This is a genomic window from Rhodococcus sp. P4_E4 (genome assembly GCF_056401575.1).
This window is the reverse complement of sequence record NZ_JBFUJB010000005.1, coordinates 247,964-271,476: the sequence shown is the minus strand read 5'-3', so window position 1 is coordinate 271,476 and position 23,513 is coordinate 247,964. Positions and strand designations below refer to the sequence as shown.

The following is a 23,513-nucleotide window of genomic DNA, read 5'->3' as shown; positions in this document are numbered from 1 at the left end:
CCCAGTAATCTGTTGGGATGACACAGGCGAAGAACTCGAGCGAATTCACCACTCTGCTGCGTCAGCAGATCCGTAACGAGTTCACTGCATCGCAGCAGTACATCGCGGTAGCGGTGTACTTCGATGCACACGATCTTCCGCAGATGGCCGCGCGCTTCTACAGCCAGGCCACCGAGGAACGCGGTCACGCGATGATGATGATCCAGTACCTGCTCGACAACGACCTCGACGTGGACGTACCGGGTGTCGACGACGTCGTGACGAAGTTCGACAGTGTCCGGGCTCCGGTCGAATTGGCACTCGAGCAGGAGAAGACGGTCACCGAGCAGATCACGCAGTTGGCGCGCACCGCGCGCGATACCGGCGACTACCTGGGCGAGCAGTTCATGCAGTGGTTCCTCAAGGAGCAGGTCGAGGAAGTTGCAAGCATGACAACACTTCTCACCATCGTCGACCGTGCCGGCGACAACCTCTTCCACCTCGAAACGTTTGTCGCACGCGAGATGAACACACCGGCAGCTGCCGACGCAATGGCGCCGACACCCGCCGGCGGCGGCGTCTGAGGGCCACCGGCCTACCGAGTCTCCGGCCGCTCGGCGGCGCTCAGTGATCTGAGGAAGTTGTTGTATGCCTCCAGATCACTGTCGCCGTCGATCTCGGCGCGGCGGTCCTGGGCGGCATTCATCCGTTTGTCGTCCCGGTTCCAGCGCATCGCGAAGATCACGACCACCACCAGCGCGACGGGCTCACCGTACGACCACGCAAGGGCACCGGCCAACTGCTGGTCCTGCATCACGTCCACGCCCCACTCGGGAGGCGGATTCACGAACGTGGTCAGCAGCGGCTTTGTCGCCATCATGAGAACGACTCCGATGAACACGTGCAGCGGCATCTCCACGAAAAGGTCGAAACACCGGCCGAGATAGCTTTGCCGCACCGGCAGTGGTCCGGTGGCGAGCACGGGCATGATGAAGAGCAGACCGCTGGCGAGAAAGAAGATTTCGAGAAAGACGTGTCCGGCCGGCAATCCCGAGACGGCGTCGAAGATCGGCGACAGGTAGATCCCGTAGTAGCTGAACAGAAAGACCGGGATCGTGAACCCGGGGTGCAACATCCACCGTGCCGGACGGCTGCGCAATGCCGACAGTGCAAGCGCCAGAACATTTCTCCCGGGACCTCGATGCGACGTCGAACGCAGTAGCAACAGTCCTGGCGAGCCCAGCACCCACAGCGGCGGGATCGCCATCGAGAGCGTCAAATGTTGGAACATCCAGACACTGAAGAGTTCGTTCCCGTAACTTTCGACCTTCGAACCGGTCACGGCGATCAACAGCAAGCATCCGGCCAGAAAACACGCAGTTCGATACCAGGGCCATAGCCGTCCCCGCGCACGCACACGGTGCATTGACCACCAATACCAAAGCGCCAGAACAGCTCCCAGCAGAACAATAGGCGACAGGGACGAGAAGTCCCAGGTCAACATCTGTCCGATCGACGGCGGCGCCAGACCGTTCACCTCCGATTCACGGGCGAACCCTCCTTCGAATCCTTTCGGGTACCGTCGACTCTACACCTAAATACTATGTTGGATAGTATTTAAGTATTCGACGGAAGGTCAAGGTACACAGCAGTGTCCAGAAGCATGAAGATATCCGCCGCCCTGATCGCGTTGTTCGCGGTAGCACTGATCACGTTCATCACCGTAGATCCGATCAGGGCGGACAACGAGAGCACCGATCGGGCAGCACAATCCACCGCCGTCCTGACCGACGACGCGTACCGATTGACCTCGGCCGCTGACGACAAAGTGAATCTTGTCGAGTTCCTCGACTTCGAATGTGAGGCCTGCCTCGCGCTGTACCCGACGATGGAGCGAATCAGAGCCGAGTACGAGGATCGAATCACATTCGGCATCAGATACTTTCCGATTCCGAGTCACACCAACAGCACTCTCGCGGCGCAGGTCGTCGAATCCGCATCTCGCCAGGGCAAGTTCGTCGAGATGTATCGGCGGATGTACGAGACTCAGTCGCAGTGGGGTGAATCCGCCGAATCGCAGGAGGCACTGTTTCGCTCCTACGCACAAGATCTCGGCCTGGACATGACCCGATTCGAATCCGACCTCAGCAGCCGCGGCGTCCGCGAGCGGGTCGAGCGCGACTTCAACGAGGGCAAACGCCTTGGCGTCCAGGGCACCCCGACGCTGTTCCTCAACGACGTGAAGCTGGCCCAGATGCCGAGCTACGAAGATCTGAAAGCCCAGATCGACTCAGCCTTGGAGCAATGATCAGGTCAGAACAGCGCAGATACCGGCGGAGACGGCCACCGTCACGGCTGCGGCAACGGCCGTCGTGATGGCCGCCGGCACGCACGCCGCAACCGCGCACGTCAGTCGCCGAGGCGACGCCACGTCGCCGTCGACCAGGGAACGCAATCGCACTGCGGTCGCGCCGCCGCGATCGCCCAAACTCCAGTCCGGCTGAGGAAGCGGCGATTTCGACACCACGGCAAGGGCGGAACGCACTGCAGCCGGGCTGGTGACGCGAGCGGCGTGCCGGTCCGCCGACAGTTCCACGATCGCGCCGACGGAAGCAGGTGCCGCCGCGAACAACGGCACTCCCGGCAGAACAGCGGCCAAGACTTCACAGGCACCGACGATTCGGTGATGACCGCCGCTCAGGTGCGCACGCTCATGCGCGAGGACCGCGTCACGCTCGCCCCCGGTAAGAGCGGATGACAAGCCTTGTGTCGCAACAACAAATCCAGGCTTTCCGGCGACACTGTAGGCCATCGGCAGCGGATGATCCAACCACAACACGTCGGACTCCGAGTTGTCGCGGCGCGCGACGATCGAGAGAACATCACGATGGAAATCTCGGACTCTCGCGTGCTCACGTGCCTGTTTGCGGCCGGCCAGCACGATCCGAACAGCGATCAAACCCACCACACCAACGGCTGTGCCGGTGATCAGTTCACCCACCCATGAACTCGTGCCGTGCGCGAAGGCGCTGAAACACCGAGCGATACCGTCGACCAGCCCCTCGACCGGCGCGTGGCTCGGCCACACCAGAACCAAGACCGCGGAGAGAGCGAGATAGAGAGCCGACGCCATACTGCCGAGCCACGCCGCGAGCAGCACCGTCGGTGACAACGTCGAGGAAACGGCCCGTAACGCTCTCGGAACCAAAAATCCGACGAATACCGCACCGAGAAGCATCGGCAAGGCCAGTGTCATTGCGCACCTTCCCCGGAAAGTCCTCGGCGCAGGGCCTCGTTCTCAGCGTCCGTCACGGTCTTCGCGAAGTGCAACAGCACGGCAGCGGAATCGGAACTGCTGTCCAACAATTCGCGCAGTGCCCTGGATGTGGCCTCTTCACGGCTGCGACTCGGCCGATAGAAGTAGGCGCGACTCTTCTTCTCACGACTCACCCAGCCCTTGTCGTAGAGATGAGTCACGACGGTCAGGATGGTGGTGTACGCGAGTTGTCGACGCTCACCCAAGATCTCGACCAGATCCTTGACCGAGAGCGCGTCGTCGGACTGCCAGATCACATCCATGACCTCGGCTTCGAGTCCGCCCAGCCCCTGCATAGCTCCTCCATCGCGTCGTGACAGAACTTCAGCCGCTCGCGGCCTTCTCCCCGAACGACACGCCCCGGGAATTCAGATACGCGAGCGGATCAGTCTTCTGCCCGTCAGATTGCCACACCTCGTAGTGCAGGTGCGGTCCCGTCGATTGTCCACGATTGCCGACGGTCGCGATCAGTTCACCCGCCCGCACCTTCTGACCGGCAACCACGAGCGCCTCGTTGATGTGCCCGTAGACGCCGACGGTCCCGTCGTCCTGCTGGATGCGGACCCAGAGCCCGAATCCCGCGGCGGGACCGGATTCGATCACAACACCGTCGGTCGCCGAGACGATGGGCGTACCGATCGAGTTTGCGATGTCGAGACCGTAATGGGTTGTTCCCCAGCGTGGACCGAAGTTGGACGTCATCGTCCCGCTGACGGGGGCCATCACCCGCGGCTTTTCTGCCTCGTACGCCAACGCCGCCCGTTCGGCTTCGAGTTGCCTCGTTTTACCGAGTTGTTCGGCTATCCCGGCAAGATCCGTCGTCCGAACAAGGTCGAGTATCTCCGGCATCGACACCAGCGCTGGACCTTCCGCTGCAACTGGAAGCGGCGATGCGTGCCCGATGGAAGTGCCGGACGCCAGGATTGCGCCCGTCGCCACGGAAACCGCGGCCATGCGCCCGCCGGGTCTGATCGGCTCGGATTTTCGATGTCTTCCCACTTCTCGGTCCTCGCGTCGATGACAAATGAAGGTCTACGCCGCCACCTTACAACTATGTTGCATAGTTTTTAAGACATGCACTATTGCGCATATATGCATATGTGTCTAGGCTGACGTCGACGAAAGGACCTTCGATGTCACACGGACACGGGCACGGAATCTCTCCCGCCGAGGCTGCGACCAGCAACAGCGGCAAGCATGTCAACAAACTGTGGATCGCCGCCGGCCTCGGGTTGGTGACGTTCGTGCTACAGGTGACGGTCGGCTTCTTCACCTCGTCACTGGCGCTGCTTTCGGACTCGGCGCACGTGTTCACCGACATCTTCGGCATCTTCATGGCGCTCGCCGCGATCCTCGTCGCACAGCGCGCAGCACGGCGCCCGGATCGCACTTTCGGCATGTACCGCACGGAAGTGTTTGCGGCACTGGCCAATGCGATCCTGCTCTTCGCAGTCGCCGGGTGGGTGCTCTACGAGGCTGCCAGCCGATTCTCGGATCCGCCCGAGGTTCCCGGCCTCCCCGTCGCGATAGTCGCCGTCGTCGGTTTGGCGATGAACGTCATCGCCTTCCTGATGCTCCGCAGCGGCGCGAAGGAAAGCATCAACATCCGCGGCGCCTACCTCGAAGTCATGGCGGACATGATCGGGTCCATCGGCGTCCTCGTCAGCGGCTTGGTCACGCTCGCTTTCGGTTGGCGCTACGCCGACCCCGTCATCGGCGTCGCCATCGGCCTTTTCGTCTTGCCGCGCGCCTTCAACCTGGGCCGCCATGCCGTCCGCATCTTGCTCCAGCAGGCTCCCGAGCGCATCGACGTCACCGCGATAGTCGAGAAGATCAACACACTCCCGGGAGTCGTCGACGCGCACGATCTGCACGTCTGGACACTCACCTCGGGGATGGAAGTTGCTTCCGTTCACGTCACCGCGGCCAGTGACGCCGATCCCACTACGGTGCTCGCGGCCACCCAAACCTTGCTGGCCGAGGTATTCGAACTGGAGCACGCCACTGTGCAGGTGGAACTCCAGGGAAGTGACGGTAAATGCACGGAACTCGCCTGGTGAAAAGGACATTCCTAAATGAAACATTCGCTTTCGGGCCAATGGATAACCGCACCGAATTCGAAAAGAAATTAGGTCTTCTTTAGTTTGGGAACGCTTACCACAATAAGGTCAGACTGGGATGACAGGGCCTCTGACCTGCACTATCTTGGAATTCATGACTTCTGGGGAGACTCACATGACCAAATTCCACGCACTACTCCGAGACCAGATTCGCAACGAGTTCAACGCTTCGCATCAGTACATCGCGACAGCGGTTTACTTCGACAATGCGGACCTGCCACAGCTGGCAAAGCACTTCTACAAGCAGGCTGTGGAAGAGCGTAACCACGCCATGATGATCGTTCAGTATTTCCTCGATCGCGACATCAACGTCGAACTCACCGGCGTCGACGCCGCGAAGGCCGACTTCAAGGATGCCCGTGAGCCCATCGCTCTCGCGCTGACGCAGGAGAAGACGGTCACCGAGCAGATCGTCCAGCTCGCGAGCACTGCCCGCGAAGAAGGCGACTACCTCGGCGAGCAGTTCATGCAGTGGTTCCTCAAGGAGCAGGTCGAGGAAGTTGCCAGCATGACAACACTTCTCACCATCGCGGACCGCGCAGGCGCCAACCTGTTCGACCTCGAAGACTTCGTGTCCCGCGAGATGAGCACCGTCGGTGACACCACCGGTGCGCCGAACGCAGCAGGCGGAACCATCTAGCCTGCAGCACTCACGGATTTTGCCCTCGAGCCGAACGGTTCGCTTCCTGCCAGCAGGATCGAACTGATCAGCTCGGGGGCATCTGTCATCGGTACGTGCCCGAGTCCGGGCAAAACCATCAACTTCGCCTGCGGGAACGGCTTTTTCACGCGCTGCGCTTGGTACACGGGCAGAATGAGATCGCGTCGACCCCACGCAACCGTCACCGGCACAGTGGGATCCACGATGGGCGGCAACACGAAGTCCATCTCGAGACCGAGATCGACGAGTTCGTTGGACACGAGCGAACGGCAGTCGGCCAACGCCGCCGCATAACCGACATGACTCGGATGAGCGAAGAACGCGGCGAGCGCCGGATAGCGAATCAGCTTGTACCGCAATGCACGTGGCAGACCATCGCCCATGAGCTTGGCCGTGCCGCGCAGTGCACGGAACGTGTTGATCGCCCGCACCTGATCGAGGTGATTGACAAAGAACCCGGCCGGCGAAAGAGCTGTCGCCGACGCGACGTCTCCGCGCGCTGCCAGCGAGAGTGCAATCCATCCGCCGAGTGAGTTTCCGGCGACGTGGGCACGCTCCCCCGCCGGAGTCACTTCCTTGACGAACTCACTGACGTCGTCGATCAGCTGTCCCATGACGTCCGGACCGAGTTCGGGTAGCAGGGACTCTCCGTGACCTGGCAGGTCGACCGTGACCACACGGCGATACGGCGTCAGCTGGTCCAAAAGCGAATCCCACGCCTGCCGTCGATGGACGATGCCATGGACGAGCACAAGCGTGGGACCGCTACCGGAGATGTCGTGCGACAAAGTCATGCCGCCAACATTAACCGTAACTTTGCGTAACGCCTATAGTTCTGGCGAAAAAATCAGCGCAGCGTGACCTGGCGTCCGCGCAGGCCGTCGCGCGAGCGCAGCTCGGCCGAGTTCAGTGGAGCGTCGACGGCCAGAGCCTCGGCAAGACGCTCACCGAGCTCGACGGTTGCCGCTACCCACTCGTTTGCATGCTTTTCGCGGTCGAGGTCGAAGACGGGGACCAACAGGCCGTGGGTGCGGAACGAGCCTGCGTAGCGCGAGCCCTCACCCAGGTGCAGTCCACCGGTCGCGTGCACGCGCGCCAACGCGAGCATCAGGTCGTCTTCGCTCTCGGGGCGAACCCAACGCAGGTGCGCCTTCTCGCCGGCGTCGACCCACCACGCGGCAACGAGGCCGTCTCCTTCGAGGCGTGCAGAGGGCATGATCGCCGAGTTGGCGTGCTGCACGGTGGCGGCAACCTCAGGATCGGTTTCGACGCCTTCCGGAATCCACCAGTTGAAGTTCTGGTGCACCGTGATGTCGAGCAGAGCCGATGGATCGACAACCTCGGTGACGGCGGGTGTCTCGGAATCGGGGTTCGCGGCAGAAAGCGCGTCGCCGGGGGCCGCGTCCTTGATCCAGTTCACCGAAGCGGCGAGGTCTGCGCCGAGGTCTGCAGAGTGCGCCTGAACCTGGACACCGACAAATCCGGTGGCCGTCTCGCCCTCGTCGCGGACGAGGGCGGCAACAGCGCCGGGGAGGACCGTCGCCAACGTGACGGGACGGTCGGAGCCGATGACCGGCAACGGTGCCGTGGCGGACGGAACGAATTCGCGCAGCGCGACCAGATCGCACTCGGCGGCAAGGCCCTCGAACGGGCGGTTCACTGCGCCGGCAGCGGCTTCACGCTCTGCTTGGCGTGCCGCCAGCTTCTCTGCGCGTGCGCTGCCCTGCTTCGGTCCACTGTTTCTTTTGCTCTTCTTGGCCACGAGGGCAAAATCTACACGCTGCCCAGCCATTGCTTCGTGCGCCCGGGATGGTTGGTGGCCACCCAACTGACCCCGAGCTCACGACACAGGTCCACATCCGCCTTGTCGTCGACGGTCCAGCAGTACGTCGCGCGACCCGCAGCGGCAGCCCGATCGACCAGATCGGGATGTTCGCGCAGCGCCTTGATCGACGGCCCGATCGCCGTGGCGCCGACAGCCGTCGACGCACCACCGCCGAGGTATCGCGACGCGTCACCGAGCAGGACCGTCGGCAGCAGCGGTGCCGAACGACGCACTCGCCAGACCGCAGTAGCCGAGAAAGACATGACCACAGCGCGAGAGTGATCGGCCGACGGCGGCGACGCGATCCCGAAGCGGTGCAGTTCCGCGAGAAGTTTTGCTTCGACCAGGCCGCCGAATCGCACTGGGTGCTTGGTTTCGATGAACAGCTTCACCGGGCGCGCGAAATCCAGGGCGAGGGTGATGAGGTCGGAGAGAGTCAGCAGTTCGGCCGGTTCGCTCGTCGACCCGTAGTCCAGAGCGTTCAGCGAATCGAGCGTCATCTCGCTGACGATCCCCGTGCCACTGGAGGTGCGATCGACCTTGCGGTCGTGAACGCAGACCAGGTGCCCGTCGCGGGTGAGCCGGACGTCGCATTCGAGCCCGTCGGCACCCTCCTCGAGGGCCAGTTCGTAGGCGGCGAGGGTGTGCTCCGGCCGCGCAGCCGACGCACCTCGGTGCGCAACGACGAGTGGACCTCGACGATCTGGGCTCACAGGGCAGCGGTCTCCTTCTCTTCCAGCACCGTCTTCTCTTCCAACACCGAGCGCGGCACTGGCACCCATCGAGTTTCCGATTCGGGTTCGCCGCGCCAACTCTTGCGCTCGATCCGTCGGATCACGACGAGCGTCAACGCCGCGGTGACGGCTGCGACCAATGCGATGAAGGCGTTCAGCAGAACCCCGTCGGCCATTGCCTGAATCCCCGGGCGTGATCGCCAGTACGCGTTGACCACCAGCAGCAGAGCGCTGAATCCCCAGAAGCCCCACCAGATCTTCACCAGCAGAGTTCCGCGCGGATCGCGGCGGACCAACTCGAAGAGATAAACCGCCGGCATCACGAGGTTGAGGATCGGCACAGCGCAGCCGACGACAACTTCCGACGCTGTGCGCGGATCGGATTCCCCGGCACCTGCGAAGTGTTCATGACGCCGACGAAGTAGCCAGCACACACCGGCGACAGCCGCGAAGACCGAGATCAGCAGTCCACCCAACTGAGTGAAGTACACGGCGGCGTCGGAGACCGTGAGAAGCCACTGCGGGATCAGCGTGGTGCGGTTACGCACCAGGATCGCGTATCTGCCCAGTTCGGCGAACACAGCGAGTCCGTAGAGGATTGTCGCGAGTGTCAGCAACGGCCCGACTCGGTCGGCCATCCGGTCCGCTCGCGAGGGCGGCACCGGTGAGGTGTCGACGATGTCCTGGAGCCCCCACTGCGGGACGGCGTCGTAGCGCGGGGTGGTGAGGCTACGACGCACTGGTGCGTCCCCCACGCCGCGTGGGTCGGACGGTGAGCGCGCGATCCAGCGGAAGCCTCGACGGTTGGGTGGTTGGTAGATCTCGGTGCGGGTGGGGATCATCAGGACGCCGCTGCAGCGCGGGCACCACTGCGTGGGGCCGCCGACTACGGGCCAGCGTGCGGCGCACCGGGCGCAGACCTGAACGACACTCACAACTTCGATTCTGTCACGCCGTATCGGTAACGGCAGCAAATGGATTCACTCCCGATTTGTGATCGAACCTCCACCGCGTTCACCTGCATTGTTCGAATAATGTGACCTCCGCCACTTAAAAACTCGAGTTATCCACAGTTTCCACAGGTTCATCCACAGTTCTGGATGAATGAATCGGGCTTTATCCACAGGTCACGGGCAAGACCCTGAGAATTTGCTGACAGGTGTTAGCGAACGATGCACAGGCTCGAGGATGAATTTGACACCGCAGGTCAGTGAACTTTTGGGCGTCGGCGTCATTTATCCCGGCAAAGTTCACAATCCATTCAGAAATTGCTCCCGAAAAGACAGAAAAGACCGTTATCCCTTTTTTGCGGGAAGTCGGTTTTTGACACACCTGGAAGCATGACCGTCGATGACTTCTCCACAGCCCGAGCCAACTCTGACGTTCACCCCGAAACGGGTCGCGCAGCTCGCGTTCGTGTTGATCGGATGTCAGCTCGTCATTCGCGCCTGGGTTGCCGCGAGCAATTACTTCTACTGGGACGACCTCATCCTGATGGGCCGCGGAGGACGCTTCCCTCTCTTCTCGAGCGAACTCCTGCTCTACGACCACGACGGTCACTTCATGCCCGCGGCCTTCTTCTTCACCGGGTTGATCACCCGCATCGCGCCGTACAACTGGGCGCTGTCGGCAACGCTGCTCGTCATCGGCCAGGCCGCGGCGTCGTTGGCGCTTCTGCGCACTCTTCGGTTGGTCCTTGGTTGGCGACCGGCGCTGTTGATTCCGCTGATCCTGTATCTCTTCGTCCCGCTGACCCTTCCGTCGTTCTCGTGGTGGGCGGCCGCACTCAACGCCTTGCCGCTTCAGATCGCGCTTGCCTGGGCATGTGGCGACGCGATCAAGCTGTACCGCACCGGACATGTGCGCTACGTGTTCTCGGGCACCGCGGTTTTTGTCGTCTCTCTGCTGTTCTTCGAGAAGGCAGTGCTCGTTCCGTTCGTGGCACTCGCTTTTCTGGTGCTGTACTTGCGCACACAAGGTGAAGGAACGCCGATACGAAGTGCGGTCACGAAGTGCCGACGCCTGTGGACGGCCTGCGCCGCCGTGCTCGCGATCTGGATTCCGGTGTATCTGACAACTGTCGAATCTCCGATCACCGGCAACGGCCGTTCCATGTCCACCGAACTGCTGCATCACGGCACGTCTTTGGGGATGCTTCCCACCCTTCTCGGCGGCCCCTGGCGCTGGGAGCGGTGGATCCCCAGCCCCGCCTGGGCCGATCCGCCGACGGTCTTGGTGGCCGCGGCCTGGGCCGCGCTGCTGACGACGGTCGTGATGACCGTGCGTGCCCGACGCGGCGCTGCCTGGATCTGGGCCGCCGCGGCGCTGTACTTCCTGGCCTCTGTCGTGGCGATGACCGCTACCCGATCCGACGCCGACACCACGTACGAGTTGGCGCAGACCTTGCGTTACTTCACGGATTCGGCGACGGTGTTCGCCCTCGCCACCGCTCTGATTCTCGCTGCACCTCGGCGGCGTCCGGCCCGGATACCCGTCGCAGTCGCCGCCGGCCTGTCAGCGCTCTTCGTGGTCAGTTCGCTCGTCTCGACCGTCACGTTCGTCGACATCTGGCGCGAGAACCCGACTCGCGACTACCTCGCCAACGCGCGAATATCGTTGTCACAGAATCAGGATGCTTCACTGCTCGAGCAACCCGTCGCGATCGAAGTGCTCCTTCCCGTCGCCTTTCCGAACAATTTGGCAAGCAATGTTCTCGCGCCACTGCCTGATCGCCCCGAATTTTCTTCCAGCACTCCGATTCTGCGCACCATCGACGACAGCGGACGGATTGTCGACGCCGAAGTGACCTGGACGAGAAGGATTCCCGAAGGAACGGCACCGAACTGCGGCACCCGCGCCGAAGGCCCGACCGAGCTCCCCCTCGACGGCCCCCTGGCCGGCTGGGAATGGACGGTTCAGCTCAATTACCTCGCGAGCACCGACGGAACGATCGACGTTGCGTTGGCGTCCGGTGACGCAGTATCGGTACCCGTGACGCAGGGTTTGCACTCGGCATTCGTGCGCCTGGTCGGCCACGGAAACAGTGTGAAGATCACGCCGACAACGCCGGGACTGACGCTGTGTTTCGGCGCCGGACAAGTCGGTGCCGTCGTCCCGACCTCCGCAAAATAGTGGCAGAGTAGAAGTCATGGAGCTGCGTATATTCACCGAACCCCAGCAGGGCGCTACCTACGAACAACTACTGACTGTTGCCCAGACCGCCGAAAAACTCGGCTACGGCGCATTTTTCCGCTCGGACCACTATCTCGCCATGAATTCCGACGGCCTTCCCGGGCCCACCGACGCGTGGATCACGCTCGCCGGAATCGCCCGCGAAACATCCACCATCCGCCTCGGCACTCTGGTGACGTCGGCTACGTTCCGTCACGCCGGACCGCTGGCCATCTCGGTCGCACAGGTCGATCAGATGAGTGGTGGCCGCGTAGACCTCGGCATCGGTGCCGGCTGGTACGAGGAAGAGCACCAGGCGTACGGCATCCCGTTCCCGGCGCTCAAGGATCGCTTCGAACTGCTCGAGGAAACTCTCGACGTAGTGACCGGCCTGTGGCGTACGCCGGTCGGCGACACGTTCGACTACGACGGTAAGCATGTGCAGATCAAGAACTCTCCCGCGCTTCCCAAACCGCACCAGGTCGACGGTCCGCCGATCCTGATCGGTGGCACGGGCAAGAAGAAGACTCCGGCACTCGCCGCTCGGTTCGCGAACGAGTTCAACATCCCGTTCAAGTCCCTCGCGGAAACAAAGGACATCTTTGCGCGGGTTCGTCAGGCTTGCGTCGAGCACGAGCGCGATCCGAACGAATTGGTGTACTCCAACGCTCTCGTCCTGTGCTGCGGCCGCGACGAGGCGGAGATCAAGAAGCGCGCCGAAGCGATCGGACGCGACGTGGACGAGCTACGTGAGAACGGTCTGGCCGGAACACCTTCGGAGCTGGTCGACAAGATCGGCACTTTCGCCGAGGCCGGTTCACAGCGCGTGTATCTGCAGACTCTCGATCTGGCCGATCTGGATCATCTCGAACTCGTCGCAAGCGAGGTCATGCCCCAACTGCAGTGAGGAAAGGTCCGGGATCTACAGCGCGTTCGCGTCGAGGAACGCGCGTAGGTCTCGGTCCCACTGGGCCGAGCGGGAACGATCGAGAAAGACCCGCACCAGCATGAACGCGATGACCAACAGGGACATCACGCTGAACCAGGTGAAAACCCCGGTGACCACGGCTGCGACGTCGGCAGCACTCTGCGTGATCGGAGCTACGGTCTTGTCGCCGTGATCGTTGACGTAGATGGGGACCTCGGTGCCGACGGGCGTCGCCGAGTCGACAGTGACATCACCCGTGTGAACCTCGCCGTTCCAGTTCCATTGCGCGCTGGCCATTTCGGTGGTCGGCGCAATGTAATCGGCTGTCGAGGGGGTGGTCTGCGTCGAGTCTGCAGTCGTCGTCGCCGAAATGCTGTGTAGTTCGGCGGATTGTTTGGCGATCAGTGCGTTCTGGCTCGAAGCCGTCTCAGCCCCTGCCCATACCGCGAGAGGCAGCAGAAGAATCGCAAAAATGATCAGACCGAAGGACATGAATCCTTCGATCCGATCACTGCGGCGAACCATCGGATCGTGGCCTACATGAATGGTGCGTCGGAGCAGCGACGCAGTTCCTCGCGTACTACCTGACATTATTAGCTCAGTTCTCTCGACGACACACTCTTACATCGAGATTCCCTTTGTTTCGATCTAGTTGCAAGTGTTAACGAGCTGAATCACATGTGTCCTCCAACACCTGTCCAGTTATTCACTCGGCGGAAGGATGTCCGTCTGCGCCGGAACCTGATCCTGACGGAGCAATCCGACCGGGCAACTGACGCCGGTGGCATGCACCGGGCAGTAGCCGCCGGGGTTCTTCGCCAAATACTGCTGGTGGTAATCCTCCGCGTAGAAGAAGTCGCGCAGCGGACCGATTTCGGTGGTGATCGCGCCGTATCCGGCTTCGGCAAGTCGTTCACCGAAAGCGACGGCCGACGCATGAGCGATTTCTTCCTGCTCGGCGGACGTCGTGAAGATCGCCGAACGGTACTGCGAGCCCTGGTCGTTACCCTGACGCATCCCCTGCGTCGGATCGTGGTTCTCCCAGAAGTGCGCCAGGATCTGCTCGTAGGCGATCACTGCGGGATCGAAGACCACCAGCACCACTTCGGTGTGACCCGTACGTCCGGAGCACGTTTCTTCGTACGTCGGGTTGGGGGTGAAGCCTCCCGCATAACCCGCAGCGGTTGTGTACACACCGGGAAGCTGCCAGAACTCCTTCTCGGCGCCCCAGAAACAACCCATCCCGACGACGACGGTCTGCAGTTCGGCCGGAAACGGCGGCGTCAACGGATGCCCGTTGACGTAGTGCGCGGTAGGTACCGGCATTTTCTGCTCTCGCCCGGGCAGGGCGTCCTCAGGCGCGATCAGCGTGGATTTTGCGGACGCTCGTCCCAGAATGTCGTCGTACCAGCTCATGCTTCGATGCTACGCGTGAGCGGCTGTTTCGCCACGCCGTGACCGCGCGGGCGCCGGGCAGCTCCACCCACCGGTAGCCGATTTCTGCTACCGCGGCCGTTGCCAGAAGGAACAGCGCGAACGCCAGCGTCGGTCCGACGTACAAAACGGTGTTCTCGACAACGCGGTACAGGATCAGGGTGTGCACGAGATAGATGATGTAACTGCGCGTCGAAAGCCATTTCACGACTGACCAGCGCGTCGGGACACCGTCGTAGCGGCCGATGAGAACTACCGCTGCGGCGACTACCGAAATGGTCCACAGGTAGTGCTCGCCGGCCCAGTAGACGCGGAACTGGGTCGCCACGATGATGACGTGCATCTGAACGAGGACGGCAACGATCAGCCAGCGGCCGGGAGCGAGCTTGGCCCACGCGAGGTACATGATCTGACCGAGGAAGACAGCCGGCAGCGTCGCGGCGATCTTGGACAGCATCGGCACGGTGTACGGCAACGGCGCGTAGACGTTGTAGAGCAGCACCAATGAGCACAGTGCTCCGCCCGCGAGCGGCATGACGATTGGACGCAGACGCAATATCGGTCGAGCCGCGACGCAGGCGAGATAGAAGAGGAATTGGACGGTGAGCGTCCAGGTCACTCCGAGAACCGCTACCTCGGGTTTGAGAAAGAATCCGCCGAGAAAAAAGCTCATCAACGCTTCGGTATCGGAAATACCTTCCTGACCGCTGAACATTCCGTTGATTCCGAGGCGGACCAGAAGAATGGCAATCGCGGTTGCCACCCAGAATGCGGGCAGCAGGCGGCTGAATCGGTTGGTCAAGAACTTTCCGGGGCCGTCACGAATCGCGGACCGCGTCACCAGAGCGCCGGTCAGCATCATGAATACCGCGACGCCGACAAAAGAGAGGTGCTGGTTGAGTTCGGCGGGCTCGATCAGAACGCCGTAAACGACGTCGATCACCCACCAACCGGAGCCGAGATCGTCGATGACGTAAAAAGAGATGTGGGAGTAGATCACGGCGGCAACCGCCAGTGCTCGCAGCAGGTCAGCGCCCGGAAGATTCACCCGAGGCGCGGCCGCCTCTGGTGAATCCGGGAGGAAAACTGGTGCGGGCATCGCGCAAGTTTAAGGTTCCGTTCACCTGTACGACGAATTTGCGCATATTAGCTTACCCTTAGATCTAACCAAGTTCGGTTAACCAAACTTTATTCTTTGGTGATTACTACCTGAGCCGGACTGTTGCGGACGGTGTACGAATGTTATTGGGTGGAAACCCGAAGAATGATTTGCACATACGCGAGTGACGTCACGCCGTGACCGGTGATCGACGCACTCTAAAGCACCAGGGCTCACCAGCCCGCAAAGAAGGGACCCTCGTGTCTGTTTACACGCTGCCGGAACTCCCCTACGACTACGCAGCCCTCGAGCCGCACATCTCGGGCAAGATCATGGAGCTGCATCACGACAAGCACCACGCGGCTTACGTTGCTGGCGCCAACGCTGCACTCGAGAAGCTGGCCGAGGCTCGTGAGAACGACACCATCGCAGCGCAGGCCAACCTGCTCGAGAAGAACCTGGCGTTCCACCTCGGTGGCCACACCAACCACACCGTTTTCTGGAACAACCTCAGCGCTGACGGTGGCGACAAGCCCGAAGGCGAGCTCGCCGCAGCGATCGACGACAACTTCGGTTCGTTCGATCTCTTCCGCGCTCACTTCTCCGCGAACGCCAACGCCATCCAGGGCTCCGGCTGGTCCATCCTCGCGTGGGACTCGATCGGACAGCGTCTGATCATCGTCCAGCTCTACGACCAGCAGGGCAACATCTCCATCGGCCTCACGCCGCTGCTGCTCCTCGACATGTGGGAGCACGCTTTCTACCTCGACTACCAGAACGTCAAGGGCGACTACGTCAAGGCATTCTGGAACATCGTCAACTGGAACGACGTTTCGGCTCGCTTCGACCGTGCACGTACCCAGACCGCAGGTCTGATCGTCTAGTCACAGCTCTTCTTGCGAACGGCGGCGCCTCACCAGGGGCGCCGCCGTTCGCGTCAGCAGAGCGCCACCGAGCAGGACCGTCGTGGCTCCGAAGACCAATGCCAGTGTGCGAGTTCCGGAGTCACCACTGTTCGCGCTGGTCTGATTCACGGCCACCGGATCCGACAGCACCGAGGTCAACTGAACCTGCTGCGGAGTGGTCATCGCCGGAATACCGGATTTTGCGCCGTCGAGGCCCGTGACCAATGACTTGGCGATCCCTTGCAGCGTCGTGAATCCCTGGGTGATCTGATCGGTCACGTCGCCGAGCATCTGCGGTGCCTGATCGGCGATGGGGATGAGTCCGTCGTTCAATTGTCCGGCAGCACTGCTCAGTTGATCGCTCGCGCCTTGCAGCTGCCCGACAGCGGTGCGGACTAGATCACCGAGCTCCGTATCGGGTCCGACCGAGCCACCCAACAGTGCCGGAACGGTGCCCAATTGCGCATTCAGCGCACCGAGATCCGAACTCACACCGGCCAGTTGCGCTGTCACGTCGGGCGGGATCGGAAGGCCGTTCAACGCAGTTTGCAACGTGTCGATCCGTGTCTTCAATTCCGCGGTCGACGACGACGCCTCCCCCAGCGTCAGGCCCAGTGAGTCAGCGCGCGTGGCCAGCTCTTCCGCCGACCCCGACGCCTGATCGACCACGCCGGATACCTGGTCCGCCACGCTCATCAACTCCAACGCTCCCGAGCGTGCGGTCTCGAGATACGGCAGCAGAGTGCCTGCGCCTGCCTTCACCTGATCGATGGACTTTCCGGCCTCATTGGTGCCGGCGACCAGAATCTGTGCGGTGGTGAGGTTTTGATCGATCGAGCGCCGCGCGGCCGAAGTCTGAGCCAGCAAACCCTTGATTCCGTCCGCGCCGACCTGCGCCGATACGGCCCGAGTCAACTCGGCGGACTTCTCCGAGTCCGAGCCATTCACCGCCAGTTCGACACTGGCTTGGCGGGGATCAGTGCCGAACATCGACGCGACGGTTTCGCTGAAGTCTTCCGGCACCGTCAACGTCGCGAAGTAGTTCCCGCCGGGGTTGTCGACCACCTGGAAGTCGAAGTCTTCGTTCTTGCCCAACGTGTCCACCAGGGTGTCGCCGGCCCGAAGTTCCTTGCCGTCGAGCGTGGTTCCCGCGTCGGCGTTCACGATCGCGACGGTGTTCGAGGAATCGGCACCGCCCGCGAAGATCACGAACCCGATCCCCGCCACCGCAGCCGCGACAATCGCGGCCACACCACCCACTGCCAGCCGTCGACCGAGGCGTGACGGCTGGCGGTGGGAGTTCTCGGTGGTGTTCTCGGCGCTCATGGGCGAGACGATAAAGCAACAACTTGTAGAAACACTGAGAAGTTCTAGGTGGGCGCCGGGGTCGGTTTCGCTTCTTCTTTCGGGTCTTCATCCGGTTCGGTTCGAGGACCACTGATCAGGATGTCCGCCCAGCGTGTGGCCGGGTCGATGTCGAGCAGGACGGCCTTCACCAGCAACGAGAGCGGAATCGCCAGCAATGCTCCGAGTGCTCCGAGAACCCACGCCCAGAAGACAAGCGAGAGGAAGGTCATCGTCACCGACAGCCCCACGGCGTCGCCGACGAACTTGGGTTGGATGATGGACTGGATCACGAAGTTGATGACGGAGTAGACGACGATCACCCACAGCATCAGCCACGGCCCGCCCTGCAGGAGTCCCAGGAGCGCCGGTGGGATGACGCCGATGACAAACCCGATGTTGGGGATGTAGTTGGTGATGAAGGACAGCAACGCCCACAGGACGGGCAGCTGAATGCCCATCAGCCACAGCGCGCCACCGTCGAGTACCGCCACGATGAGGCCGAAGACCGTCGAGACGACCAGGTATTTGCGAGTGCCGGCGGCAAAGGTGGAGAGCGCGTAGGAGATTTCGGGACGTTGCTCCGACAGCACATTCAACCGTGAGCGGATACTCATGCCGTCGAAAGCCATGAACAGCAACAGCGCGAGGATGAACACCAGATCCGACAGAATGCCGAGCAGACCCTCCAGCCCGCTTTCGAGTACGCCCACGACCTTCGTGAGATCGATACTGCTGAGTGTGCTTTGGATCTGTTCGGTGCTGACTCCGAAGTCGGCCAACTTGTCGCGGCCCTCGTTGAGGAGGTTGGTCATCTCCTCGGAGTATTGAGGCAGGATTGTCGCCAACTGGGCCGTCGACACGATCAACGACGCCGCCAACCCGAGCAGAATCAGGTACACGGTGACCAGTGAGCCGAGCATCCCGACCCACTTGGGCCACCCTCGGCGCTGTGACCAATCCTGAATGGGCTGAACGGCAATCGTCAGCACGAGGGCCAGGAATACCGGTCCGAGGATGCCGCCGAACACCTTCATTCCGCCGACGGCAACCACGGTGGCCGCGAGACCGAGCAGGACGATCAGACCGCGCGGGATCGACCAGTTCTCACTACCGGAAAGCGTGGGGATCGGAGCGGGAGCCGCGGCGGCCGGCTTGCCCTTCCTAGAGAACACCGGCTTCCTTTGCCCGGCTTCTGATCTGGAATGCGCCCACGATCATGAAGAGGCCGAACAAGATTGCGTACCAACCCAACAGCCAGATGAGGCTGATGATGCCTTCGCCTGGTGCGATCAGAAGGATGATGCCGAAGATGACCGCGAGCACCGATGCGGCGAGCAGCCATCCCCAACTGGATCCTGGCAGCGCTTTCATCTTGAAGGCGCCGACAATTCCGAAGATTCCGAACATGATGGCGTAGAAGGCAATTATGTACAGAAGTACCAGCGCCGTGATGCCTGGCCAGACCAGCGCGACGATACCGGCTCCCACCGAAACGACGCCGGTGAACACCCACCATCCCCACGAACTCAGGTGTTCGCGGTCCCGGATGGCTCGAACGAGCGTGATCAAGCCGTCGACAATGGAGTAGATACCGAACAGGAAAACCAAGGCCACCACGGTAATTCCCGGCCACACGAGCGCGATGATTCCGAAGATCACGCCGAAGATTCCGCGGATCAGGATCATCCACCAGATCTCTTTGCCGTACTGCACGAACGGATTCTGCGTGACCATCAGTAGCCTCCGAAGCAAGCGGGTGTCTCTGACCGATTCAACAGCTTTTCAAACAGGGCAATACCGACAGATCGTATGGCTATCGTGACCTTTCCGCCCATCGAAACGCGCGGCTGATACCGAGTTGTGCTCTTCGGGTACGAAGCGAGGGGACTTTCAGCCTGCTTCCCGAATACTTGCTTCCCGAATACCGGGCGCAGTCCACGATCCCGAAAGCACTGCAGCCTTCGGCCAGTACAGGCGCAGAAAGACGTTGAAGTCACCGGACGGAGCCGGCAGCCAGTTCCGCTCCTTCTCGCCACCAGGCGACTCGTGCTGGAGATAGATGTCCAACGAGCCGTCGTCGGCGAACACCAGATCACTTCGATCGCCGATGGCATATCGATCGATCGGGTTGTCCACGAAGTACTGTCGCTCGTTCATCATCGTGAGCGACCAAAATCCCTCGACCGGCGGGAGCTCGTCCTTCTCGAAATGAAGTACGTACTTCTTCTCACCGGTCAGAGGCTTACCGTCGACGTCGGTGGTGGCGTGCGGGTACACGGCATCTGCGTCGAGGTTGGCCCCGAAACCGAGCCAGACGATCAGCGCCCGCTGAGCGTAATGAGTTCCGTAATGCCCCAAGCCGCGGTGCATCGTCCAGCCGTTCTTCGGGTTGCCTTCCGCCTCCTTGGCGATCTCGCTCAGCACGTCCATTCCGGTTCGCGCAGCTCGGTCGAGGGCATCACGCACCTCTTGCGGACGCGATTTCCAGGGCAACGAGGAGCCGATTCCGATGTCGGACAGCTGTTTCATCATCTCGGTATCCTCCGGACGCGGAGGATTGTCGTCGAGAAGTGCGTCGAGCGTGGTGAAAAAGGCCTCGCCGTCCATTGCTGCCACCTGGTCCACCGGCGGTGTGCGCGTGTCGACAGCGGAGTTCACCGGAACTTCTCCGGGCGTGTAGGCCTTCGGGTCACCCGTCCATTCCGACAGTGGTGTGAGTCGCGTCCGGTCCTGCAGGCTGTGCACTTCGGCCAGGTCCGTTCCCCCTGACGTCGCGTAGCGGGCGACTATCCAATTCATCGCCGTCGGCGACCGCAGCAGCGTCAAACCCTTGGGCACGTTGCCTTTCCAATTCGGTCCGGCCACCAGGTACGGCCCCCCGGTGCGTCCTACCGTCCGAGATCCCGGTACCGTGAAGACGTCGCTCCACGCGTCGAGGATGGGGACCAACCAGTACCGGGTGCCGAAGTCCGGCAGCGAGAGCACCTGCGGTTCCGTCGAGACGTCCAGCCACCCCGACGAGTAGAGAGTGTCCGCGTTCGGCGAGACGACATCGGTGAAGCTCGCATCGGGCGTCGTACGCGCATAAGCGAACTGGTTGAGCGGGGCTTTCATCGCCACCGGGGTCGGCGTCGCCGTCATGACGTCACGCGATACCGCCGCAATCAACAGGGGATACCCGAAGATCCACGCCTGCGTTGCCAGGTCTTCGAGCCGAGAACGGTTCTTCGACAGAGTCATGCCTGCGCATACCACCGCTCTCACCAGCGCAAACCTGGCTGGCACTCTCCCTGTCTTGTGTGCCAGTACCGAATAGGTGCATATTTCGATTACCCAACGAGGTGTGCCGGACCGACGCATGCGCGTCAGACCGAGATTTGCCCCAGCACCGAGGGAGGAACAGAAATGAACAGAAACGAAGCAATAGGCATTTCTCCGTTCCAAGCCGCTGGGTCTTTGCAGGGTTTCGTCATTTCCGGCCGCTGGCCGGACACCACCCAGGAGTGGGCGCAGCTTCTCGCCCTGGCTGTCCGAGTGGCCTCGATGCCGGGATTGTTGCCGACGACGACGGTCTTCGGAGTGCGTGAGGACGTTCCCGAGGATCCGCAACCCGGCACTGTCGGTCTGGTGGTTGCCGAAGGTCCGGTGCTCGGCGATTTTGCACTGACACCCGGCCGTTTCTCCGACCATCAGCCGCCGGCGCTGATCATGCTGCACCCGCCGTCGGAAACTACCCCCAGCCTGCCGGAATGCGAGGGAAGCGCGTCGGGGTGCGTACTACTGCCAGGACTTCCCTACCTGGGCTTGGAGCATCGTGCGGCCTGGGTGGAGGCAGAGCCGGACGGCACGGTCGTCTCCATGATCAGCCGCGTCGGCATCGATTTGATCAGCGATCCCGACACCGCTGTTTTGGCCATGCTCCTCGCTTCGTGACGGCCGCGGTAAGCGATAAGTTCGGACTCCCAAACTTGCTGTGCGCTTTGCCAATTCGAGCCGACCGCGCTAACGTGGGTAGCAACGAAGGGGAGTAGCCCCCAATCGCCTGTGTCGACATACTGGTTCGACGCGCTCCGCCTGGTGTGGATCGCGAAGCACCCGGCCTGGCGAACCGAAGGTCCTGTGGCCTCGGTGGGCGAGACCTTCGGCCGGACAAGCGCACTATGCGCCTGCCCAGGCCGGAGGCTCGCATTTTTCCTCCGACCTACACCGACCGGAGGAGTAAACCTTGCTTGCCGCAATACTTTTGAGTTTCGGCGTCATTTTCGTCGCGGAACTCGGCGACAAGTCGCAACTGATGGCAATGACGTTTGCCTTGCGATATCGCTGGTGGGTCGTCCTCGGCGGAATCACCGTCGCCACCACCCTTGTTCACCTTGTCTCGGTCGCCGTCGGCCACTACCTGGGCGTCGCACTCCCCACCGCGGCAATTTCCATCGTCGGCGGGATCGCGTTCCTGATCTTCGGCCTCTGGACCCTGCGCGGTGACGATCTCACCGACGACGAGCAGAACAAAGCCGGTCGCGTCACGCGATCCGCCTTCATCGCCGTCGCGTCTGCCTTCTTCCTGGCAGAACTCGGCGACAAGACCATGCTCGCCACCATCACCCTTGCGACAGACAACGACTGGATCGGCGTCTGGATCGGGTCGACGGTAGGCATGGTGGCGGCCGACGCTCTCGCCATCATCGTCGGCTCGGTACTGGGCAAGCACCTCCCGGACGGATTCATCAAGATCGGCGCCGCGGTGCTGTTCTTCGTCTTCGGTGTCTGGCTGCTGCTCGAGGGCATCTTCCCCGACTCGTCGGCCGGCATCATCGGCGGTGGCGTTGTCCTGGCAGTGTCCGTACTGGGTGCGCTGGCACGGATGATCTGGAAGCGCTCCCGTGCGACCGACTCCGATACACACCTCGTCGACGACAATCGGACGCCGATCGACTGACGCTCAACGAATAACGTCGCCGGCGCCCCAAATCGCGACCGGGACATGACCTTCCGCCACTCCGCTCGGTCCGAGTAGCTGCCCGAACCGCTTCATCGGGTACAGCGAGACACGTCGATCGAGGATCCGCACACTACCGATTCGGCGGAGTCGATCCTCGACGACAAGACTCTGCGCGAGGCTGCTCAGCCACACGCTGATCAACATGTTCGCTGTTCCGGTAGTCGCCACCAACAATCTGATCTCCGGCCAACTCGACACAAGATTGCCGAGTTCGTCGGTGGAACCGTCCACAGCGACATCGAAGATCACTTCGAACGGTGAACCGACAGCCTGTTGCGAGACATCGCAGCGGAAAATCAACTGTCGCGATGCAGTCAGCTGGGCCAAGCGCCGTCGAATCGCAGTCTCGTTCGTTCCACAAATCGCGGCGAGACGCGCATAGCTGGCACGTCCGTCACGGCCGAGCGCCTCCAACAGGGCACCGTCGGACTCACGGAACACTGTCGGATCTGCCGGCGCCGCAGCGGTTGCCAGCTGAGCGCGACCTGCTTGCCCCAGAGCGCCCGGCTCCCAACTGAAGCCGTCTCGGTACACCTTCACCCCGACCCGGCTTCTGATCGACAAGATTCCAGGATCGGCAGCAAGGTGCTCACACACCAAGGCGTCCAAACTCTTCTGGTCGGCGGCCACAACTCCGACGAAGTACTCGTACTCACCTTCCGTCCTGGCCAACAGATAAGCGCAGGCCAGCTCGCGTAACCGCTCCCCCACGTCGGCAACCGCATCCTGAGTGGTCCTGATCAGGAGATAGCCGAATATGTGGGTTCGACCGATTGCGACCGCGTTGACCCACGAATGACCGTTCGAGACGAGTCGACGCCACCGGCGGGCGATCGTCGTCGAATCCATGTCGAGTACCGACGACAACTGTGTCCACGACGCGCGGGGGTTGAGTTGGAGTGCATTGATGATCTCCAGATCAGATTCCGCGATCACAAATGCGTCGGATTCCGGCTTCATCTGCCAAGTATTGCTGGATTACTGCATTCTGG

Annotated in this window: 25 protein-coding genes; 9 read left to right on the top strand and 16 right to left on the bottom strand. The window is 61.9% G+C overall.

Annotated elements, in window-relative coordinates:
* The first annotated feature begins 17 nt into the window (after positions 1–17).
* Complete coding sequence (locus AC1DVN_RS08625; protein WP_020905744.1) at positions 18–563, top strand: ferritin; 546 nt, start codon at positions 18–20, stop codon at positions 561–563.
* Between the two features lie 11 nt (positions 564–574).
* Here AC1DVN_RS08625 and AC1DVN_RS08620 read toward each other — a convergent pair whose 3' ends face one another.
* A complete protein-coding gene (locus AC1DVN_RS08620; protein WP_283310317.1) occupies positions 575–1,516 on the bottom strand; it encodes a cytochrome c oxidase assembly protein in 942 nt (313 codons plus the stop codon).
* Between the two features lie 126 nt (positions 1,517–1,642).
* Here AC1DVN_RS08620 and AC1DVN_RS08615 point away from each other — a divergent pair, with 126 nt between their 5' ends.
* Entirely contained in the window at positions 1,643–2,287 is a 645-nt protein-coding gene (locus tag AC1DVN_RS08615; protein ID WP_029254185.1) for a DsbA family protein, read from the top strand.
* Here AC1DVN_RS08615 and AC1DVN_RS08610 read toward each other — a convergent pair whose 3' ends face one another.
* Genes AC1DVN_RS08610 through AC1DVN_RS08600 form a run of 3 tightly spaced genes read right to left on the bottom strand, consistent with a single transcriptional unit; the run spans position 2,288 to position 4,249 of the window.
* Positions 2,288–3,235 carry a M56 family metallopeptidase gene (locus AC1DVN_RS08610; protein WP_084325528.1) on the bottom strand — a complete coding sequence of 316 codons (948 nt, stop codon included), beginning with the start codon at positions 3,233–3,235 and terminating at the stop codon, positions 2,288–2,290.
* A complete protein-coding gene (locus AC1DVN_RS08605; RefSeq protein WP_477993707.1) occupies positions 3,232–3,591 on the bottom strand; it encodes a BlaI/MecI/CopY family transcriptional regulator in 360 nt (119 codons plus the stop codon). Before AC1DVN_RS08605 ends, AC1DVN_RS08610 begins: the two co-directional genes overlap by 4 nt.
* Positions 3,592–3,619: 28 nt before the next feature.
* Positions 3,620–4,249, bottom strand: a complete 630-nt coding sequence (locus AC1DVN_RS08600) for a M23 family metallopeptidase (protein ID WP_446696472.1) — start codon at positions 4,247–4,249, stop codon at positions 3,620–3,622.
* A 179-nt stretch (positions 4,250–4,428) separates the two neighbouring features.
* Between AC1DVN_RS08600 and AC1DVN_RS08595 the strand changes: the two genes are divergently transcribed.
* Positions 4,429–5,355, top strand: coding sequence for a cation diffusion facilitator family transporter (locus tag AC1DVN_RS08595; RefSeq protein WP_477993706.1), 927 nt, complete (start codon positions 4,429–4,431; stop codon positions 5,353–5,355).
* Positions 5,356–5,509: 154 nt separating this feature from the next.
* The gene (locus tag AC1DVN_RS08590) at positions 5,510–6,055 is read left to right on the top strand and encodes a ferritin (RefSeq protein ID WP_024487904.1); all 546 of its coding nucleotides are present in this window, start codon (positions 5,510–5,512) and stop codon (positions 6,053–6,055) included.
* On the opposite strand, the gene AC1DVN_RS08585 is transcribed toward AC1DVN_RS08590, so the two are convergent.
* Genes AC1DVN_RS08585 through AC1DVN_RS08570 form a run of 4 tightly spaced genes read right to left on the bottom strand, consistent with a single transcriptional unit; the run spans position 6,052 to position 9,570 of the window.
* Positions 6,052–6,870 carry an alpha/beta fold hydrolase gene (locus tag AC1DVN_RS08585; RefSeq protein WP_003944129.1) on the bottom strand — a complete coding sequence of 273 codons (819 nt, stop codon included), beginning with the start codon at positions 6,868–6,870 and terminating at the stop codon, positions 6,052–6,054. The two genes, AC1DVN_RS08590 and AC1DVN_RS08585, sit on opposite strands and share 4 nt — an antisense overlap.
* Before the next feature lie 53 nt (positions 6,871–6,923).
* Positions 6,924–7,838, bottom strand: a complete 915-nt coding sequence (locus AC1DVN_RS08580; RefSeq protein ID WP_024487903.1) for a DUF5926 family protein — start codon at positions 7,836–7,838, stop codon at positions 6,924–6,926.
* A gap of 11 nt (positions 7,839–7,849) precedes the next feature.
* Entirely contained in the window at positions 7,850–8,614 is a 765-nt protein-coding gene (locus tag AC1DVN_RS08575; protein ID WP_019746370.1) for a glycerophosphodiester phosphodiesterase, read from the bottom strand.
* On the bottom strand, positions 8,611–9,570 hold the full coding sequence (locus AC1DVN_RS08570) for a DUF4328 domain-containing protein (protein WP_477993705.1): 960 nt from the start codon (positions 9,568–9,570) through the stop codon (positions 8,611–8,613). The genes AC1DVN_RS08575 and AC1DVN_RS08570 overlap by 4 nt, the downstream gene beginning before the upstream one ends.
* Positions 9,571–9,985: 415 nt before the next feature.
* Between AC1DVN_RS08570 and AC1DVN_RS08565 the strand changes: the two genes are divergently transcribed.
* Together AC1DVN_RS08565 and AC1DVN_RS08560 are read left to right on the top strand one after the other, a co-directional pair.
* Positions 9,986–11,767, top strand: a complete 1,782-nt coding sequence (locus AC1DVN_RS08565; RefSeq protein ID WP_477993704.1) for a hypothetical protein — start codon at positions 9,986–9,988, stop codon at positions 11,765–11,767.
* 16 nt (positions 11,768–11,783) lie between these two features.
* On the top strand, positions 11,784–12,713 hold the full coding sequence (locus tag AC1DVN_RS08560; protein ID WP_070384785.1) for an LLM class F420-dependent oxidoreductase: 930 nt from the start codon (positions 11,784–11,786) through the stop codon (positions 12,711–12,713).
* 15 nt (positions 12,714–12,728) lie between these two features.
* Here AC1DVN_RS08560 and AC1DVN_RS08555 read toward each other — a convergent pair whose 3' ends face one another.
* From AC1DVN_RS08555 to AC1DVN_RS08545, 3 genes are all read right to left on the bottom strand, one after another.
* Positions 12,729–13,325: an Rv1733c family protein gene (locus AC1DVN_RS08555; protein ID WP_269577427.1), complete on the bottom strand. Its 597-nt coding sequence runs from the start codon at positions 13,323–13,325 to the stop codon at positions 12,729–12,731.
* A 111-nt stretch (positions 13,326–13,436) separates the two neighbouring features.
* Positions 13,437–14,150 carry a peptide-methionine (S)-S-oxide reductase MsrA gene (gene msrA / locus AC1DVN_RS08550; RefSeq protein WP_141487985.1) on the bottom strand — a complete coding sequence of 238 codons (714 nt, stop codon included), beginning with the start codon at positions 14,148–14,150 and terminating at the stop codon, positions 13,437–13,439.
* Entirely contained in the window at positions 14,089–15,267 is a 1,179-nt protein-coding gene (locus AC1DVN_RS08545; protein WP_153213331.1) for an acyltransferase family protein, read from the bottom strand. Before AC1DVN_RS08545 ends, msrA begins: the two co-directional genes overlap by 62 nt.
* Before the next feature lie 260 nt (positions 15,268–15,527).
* Here AC1DVN_RS08545 and AC1DVN_RS08540 point away from each other — a divergent pair, with 260 nt between their 5' ends.
* Positions 15,528–16,151 carry a superoxide dismutase gene (locus tag AC1DVN_RS08540; RefSeq protein WP_003944189.1) on the top strand — a complete coding sequence of 208 codons (624 nt, stop codon included), beginning with the start codon at positions 15,528–15,530 and terminating at the stop codon, positions 16,149–16,151.
* On the opposite strand, the gene AC1DVN_RS08535 is transcribed toward AC1DVN_RS08540, so the two are convergent.
* The 4 genes from AC1DVN_RS08535 to AC1DVN_RS08520 all read right to left on the bottom strand — a co-directional run bounded on the left by AC1DVN_RS08535 (position 16,152) and on the right by AC1DVN_RS08520 (position 20,759).
* Complete coding sequence (locus tag AC1DVN_RS08535; protein WP_021342413.1) at positions 16,152–17,498, bottom strand: YhgE/Pip domain-containing protein; 1,347 nt, start codon at positions 17,496–17,498, stop codon at positions 16,152–16,154. It abuts the gene before it with no gap.
* Positions 17,499–17,542: 44 nt separating this feature from the next.
* On the bottom strand, positions 17,543–18,691 hold the full coding sequence (locus AC1DVN_RS08530; protein ID WP_019746362.1) for an AI-2E family transporter: 1,149 nt from the start codon (positions 18,689–18,691) through the stop codon (positions 17,543–17,545).
* Entirely contained in the window at positions 18,681–19,253 is a 573-nt protein-coding gene (locus tag AC1DVN_RS08525) for an HdeD family acid-resistance protein (RefSeq protein ID WP_019746361.1), read from the bottom strand. Before AC1DVN_RS08525 ends, AC1DVN_RS08530 begins: the two co-directional genes overlap by 11 nt.
* A gap of 156 nt (positions 19,254–19,409) precedes the next feature.
* Positions 19,410–20,759 carry a DUF1254 domain-containing protein gene (locus tag AC1DVN_RS08520; protein WP_021342411.1) on the bottom strand — a complete coding sequence of 450 codons (1,350 nt, stop codon included), beginning with the start codon at positions 20,757–20,759 and terminating at the stop codon, positions 19,410–19,412.
* A 165-nt stretch (positions 20,760–20,924) separates the two neighbouring features.
* Between AC1DVN_RS08520 and AC1DVN_RS08515 the strand changes: the two genes are divergently transcribed.
* Both AC1DVN_RS08515 and AC1DVN_RS08510 read left to right on the top strand, forming a co-directional pair.
* Positions 20,925–21,452 carry a hypothetical protein gene (locus AC1DVN_RS08515; protein WP_019746359.1) on the top strand — a complete coding sequence of 176 codons (528 nt, stop codon included), beginning with the start codon at positions 20,925–20,927 and terminating at the stop codon, positions 21,450–21,452.
* A 292-nt stretch (positions 21,453–21,744) separates the two neighbouring features.
* Positions 21,745–22,458, top strand: a complete 714-nt coding sequence (locus tag AC1DVN_RS08510; RefSeq protein ID WP_019746358.1) for a TMEM165/GDT1 family protein — start codon at positions 21,745–21,747, stop codon at positions 22,456–22,458.
* A gap of 3 nt (positions 22,459–22,461) precedes the next feature.
* Here AC1DVN_RS08510 and AC1DVN_RS08505 read toward each other — a convergent pair whose 3' ends face one another.
* Positions 22,462–23,481: an Lrp/AsnC family transcriptional regulator gene (locus AC1DVN_RS08505; RefSeq protein WP_019746357.1), complete on the bottom strand. Its 1,020-nt coding sequence runs from the start codon at positions 23,479–23,481 to the stop codon at positions 22,462–22,464.
* Between the last annotated feature and the right edge of the window lie 32 nt (positions 23,482–23,513).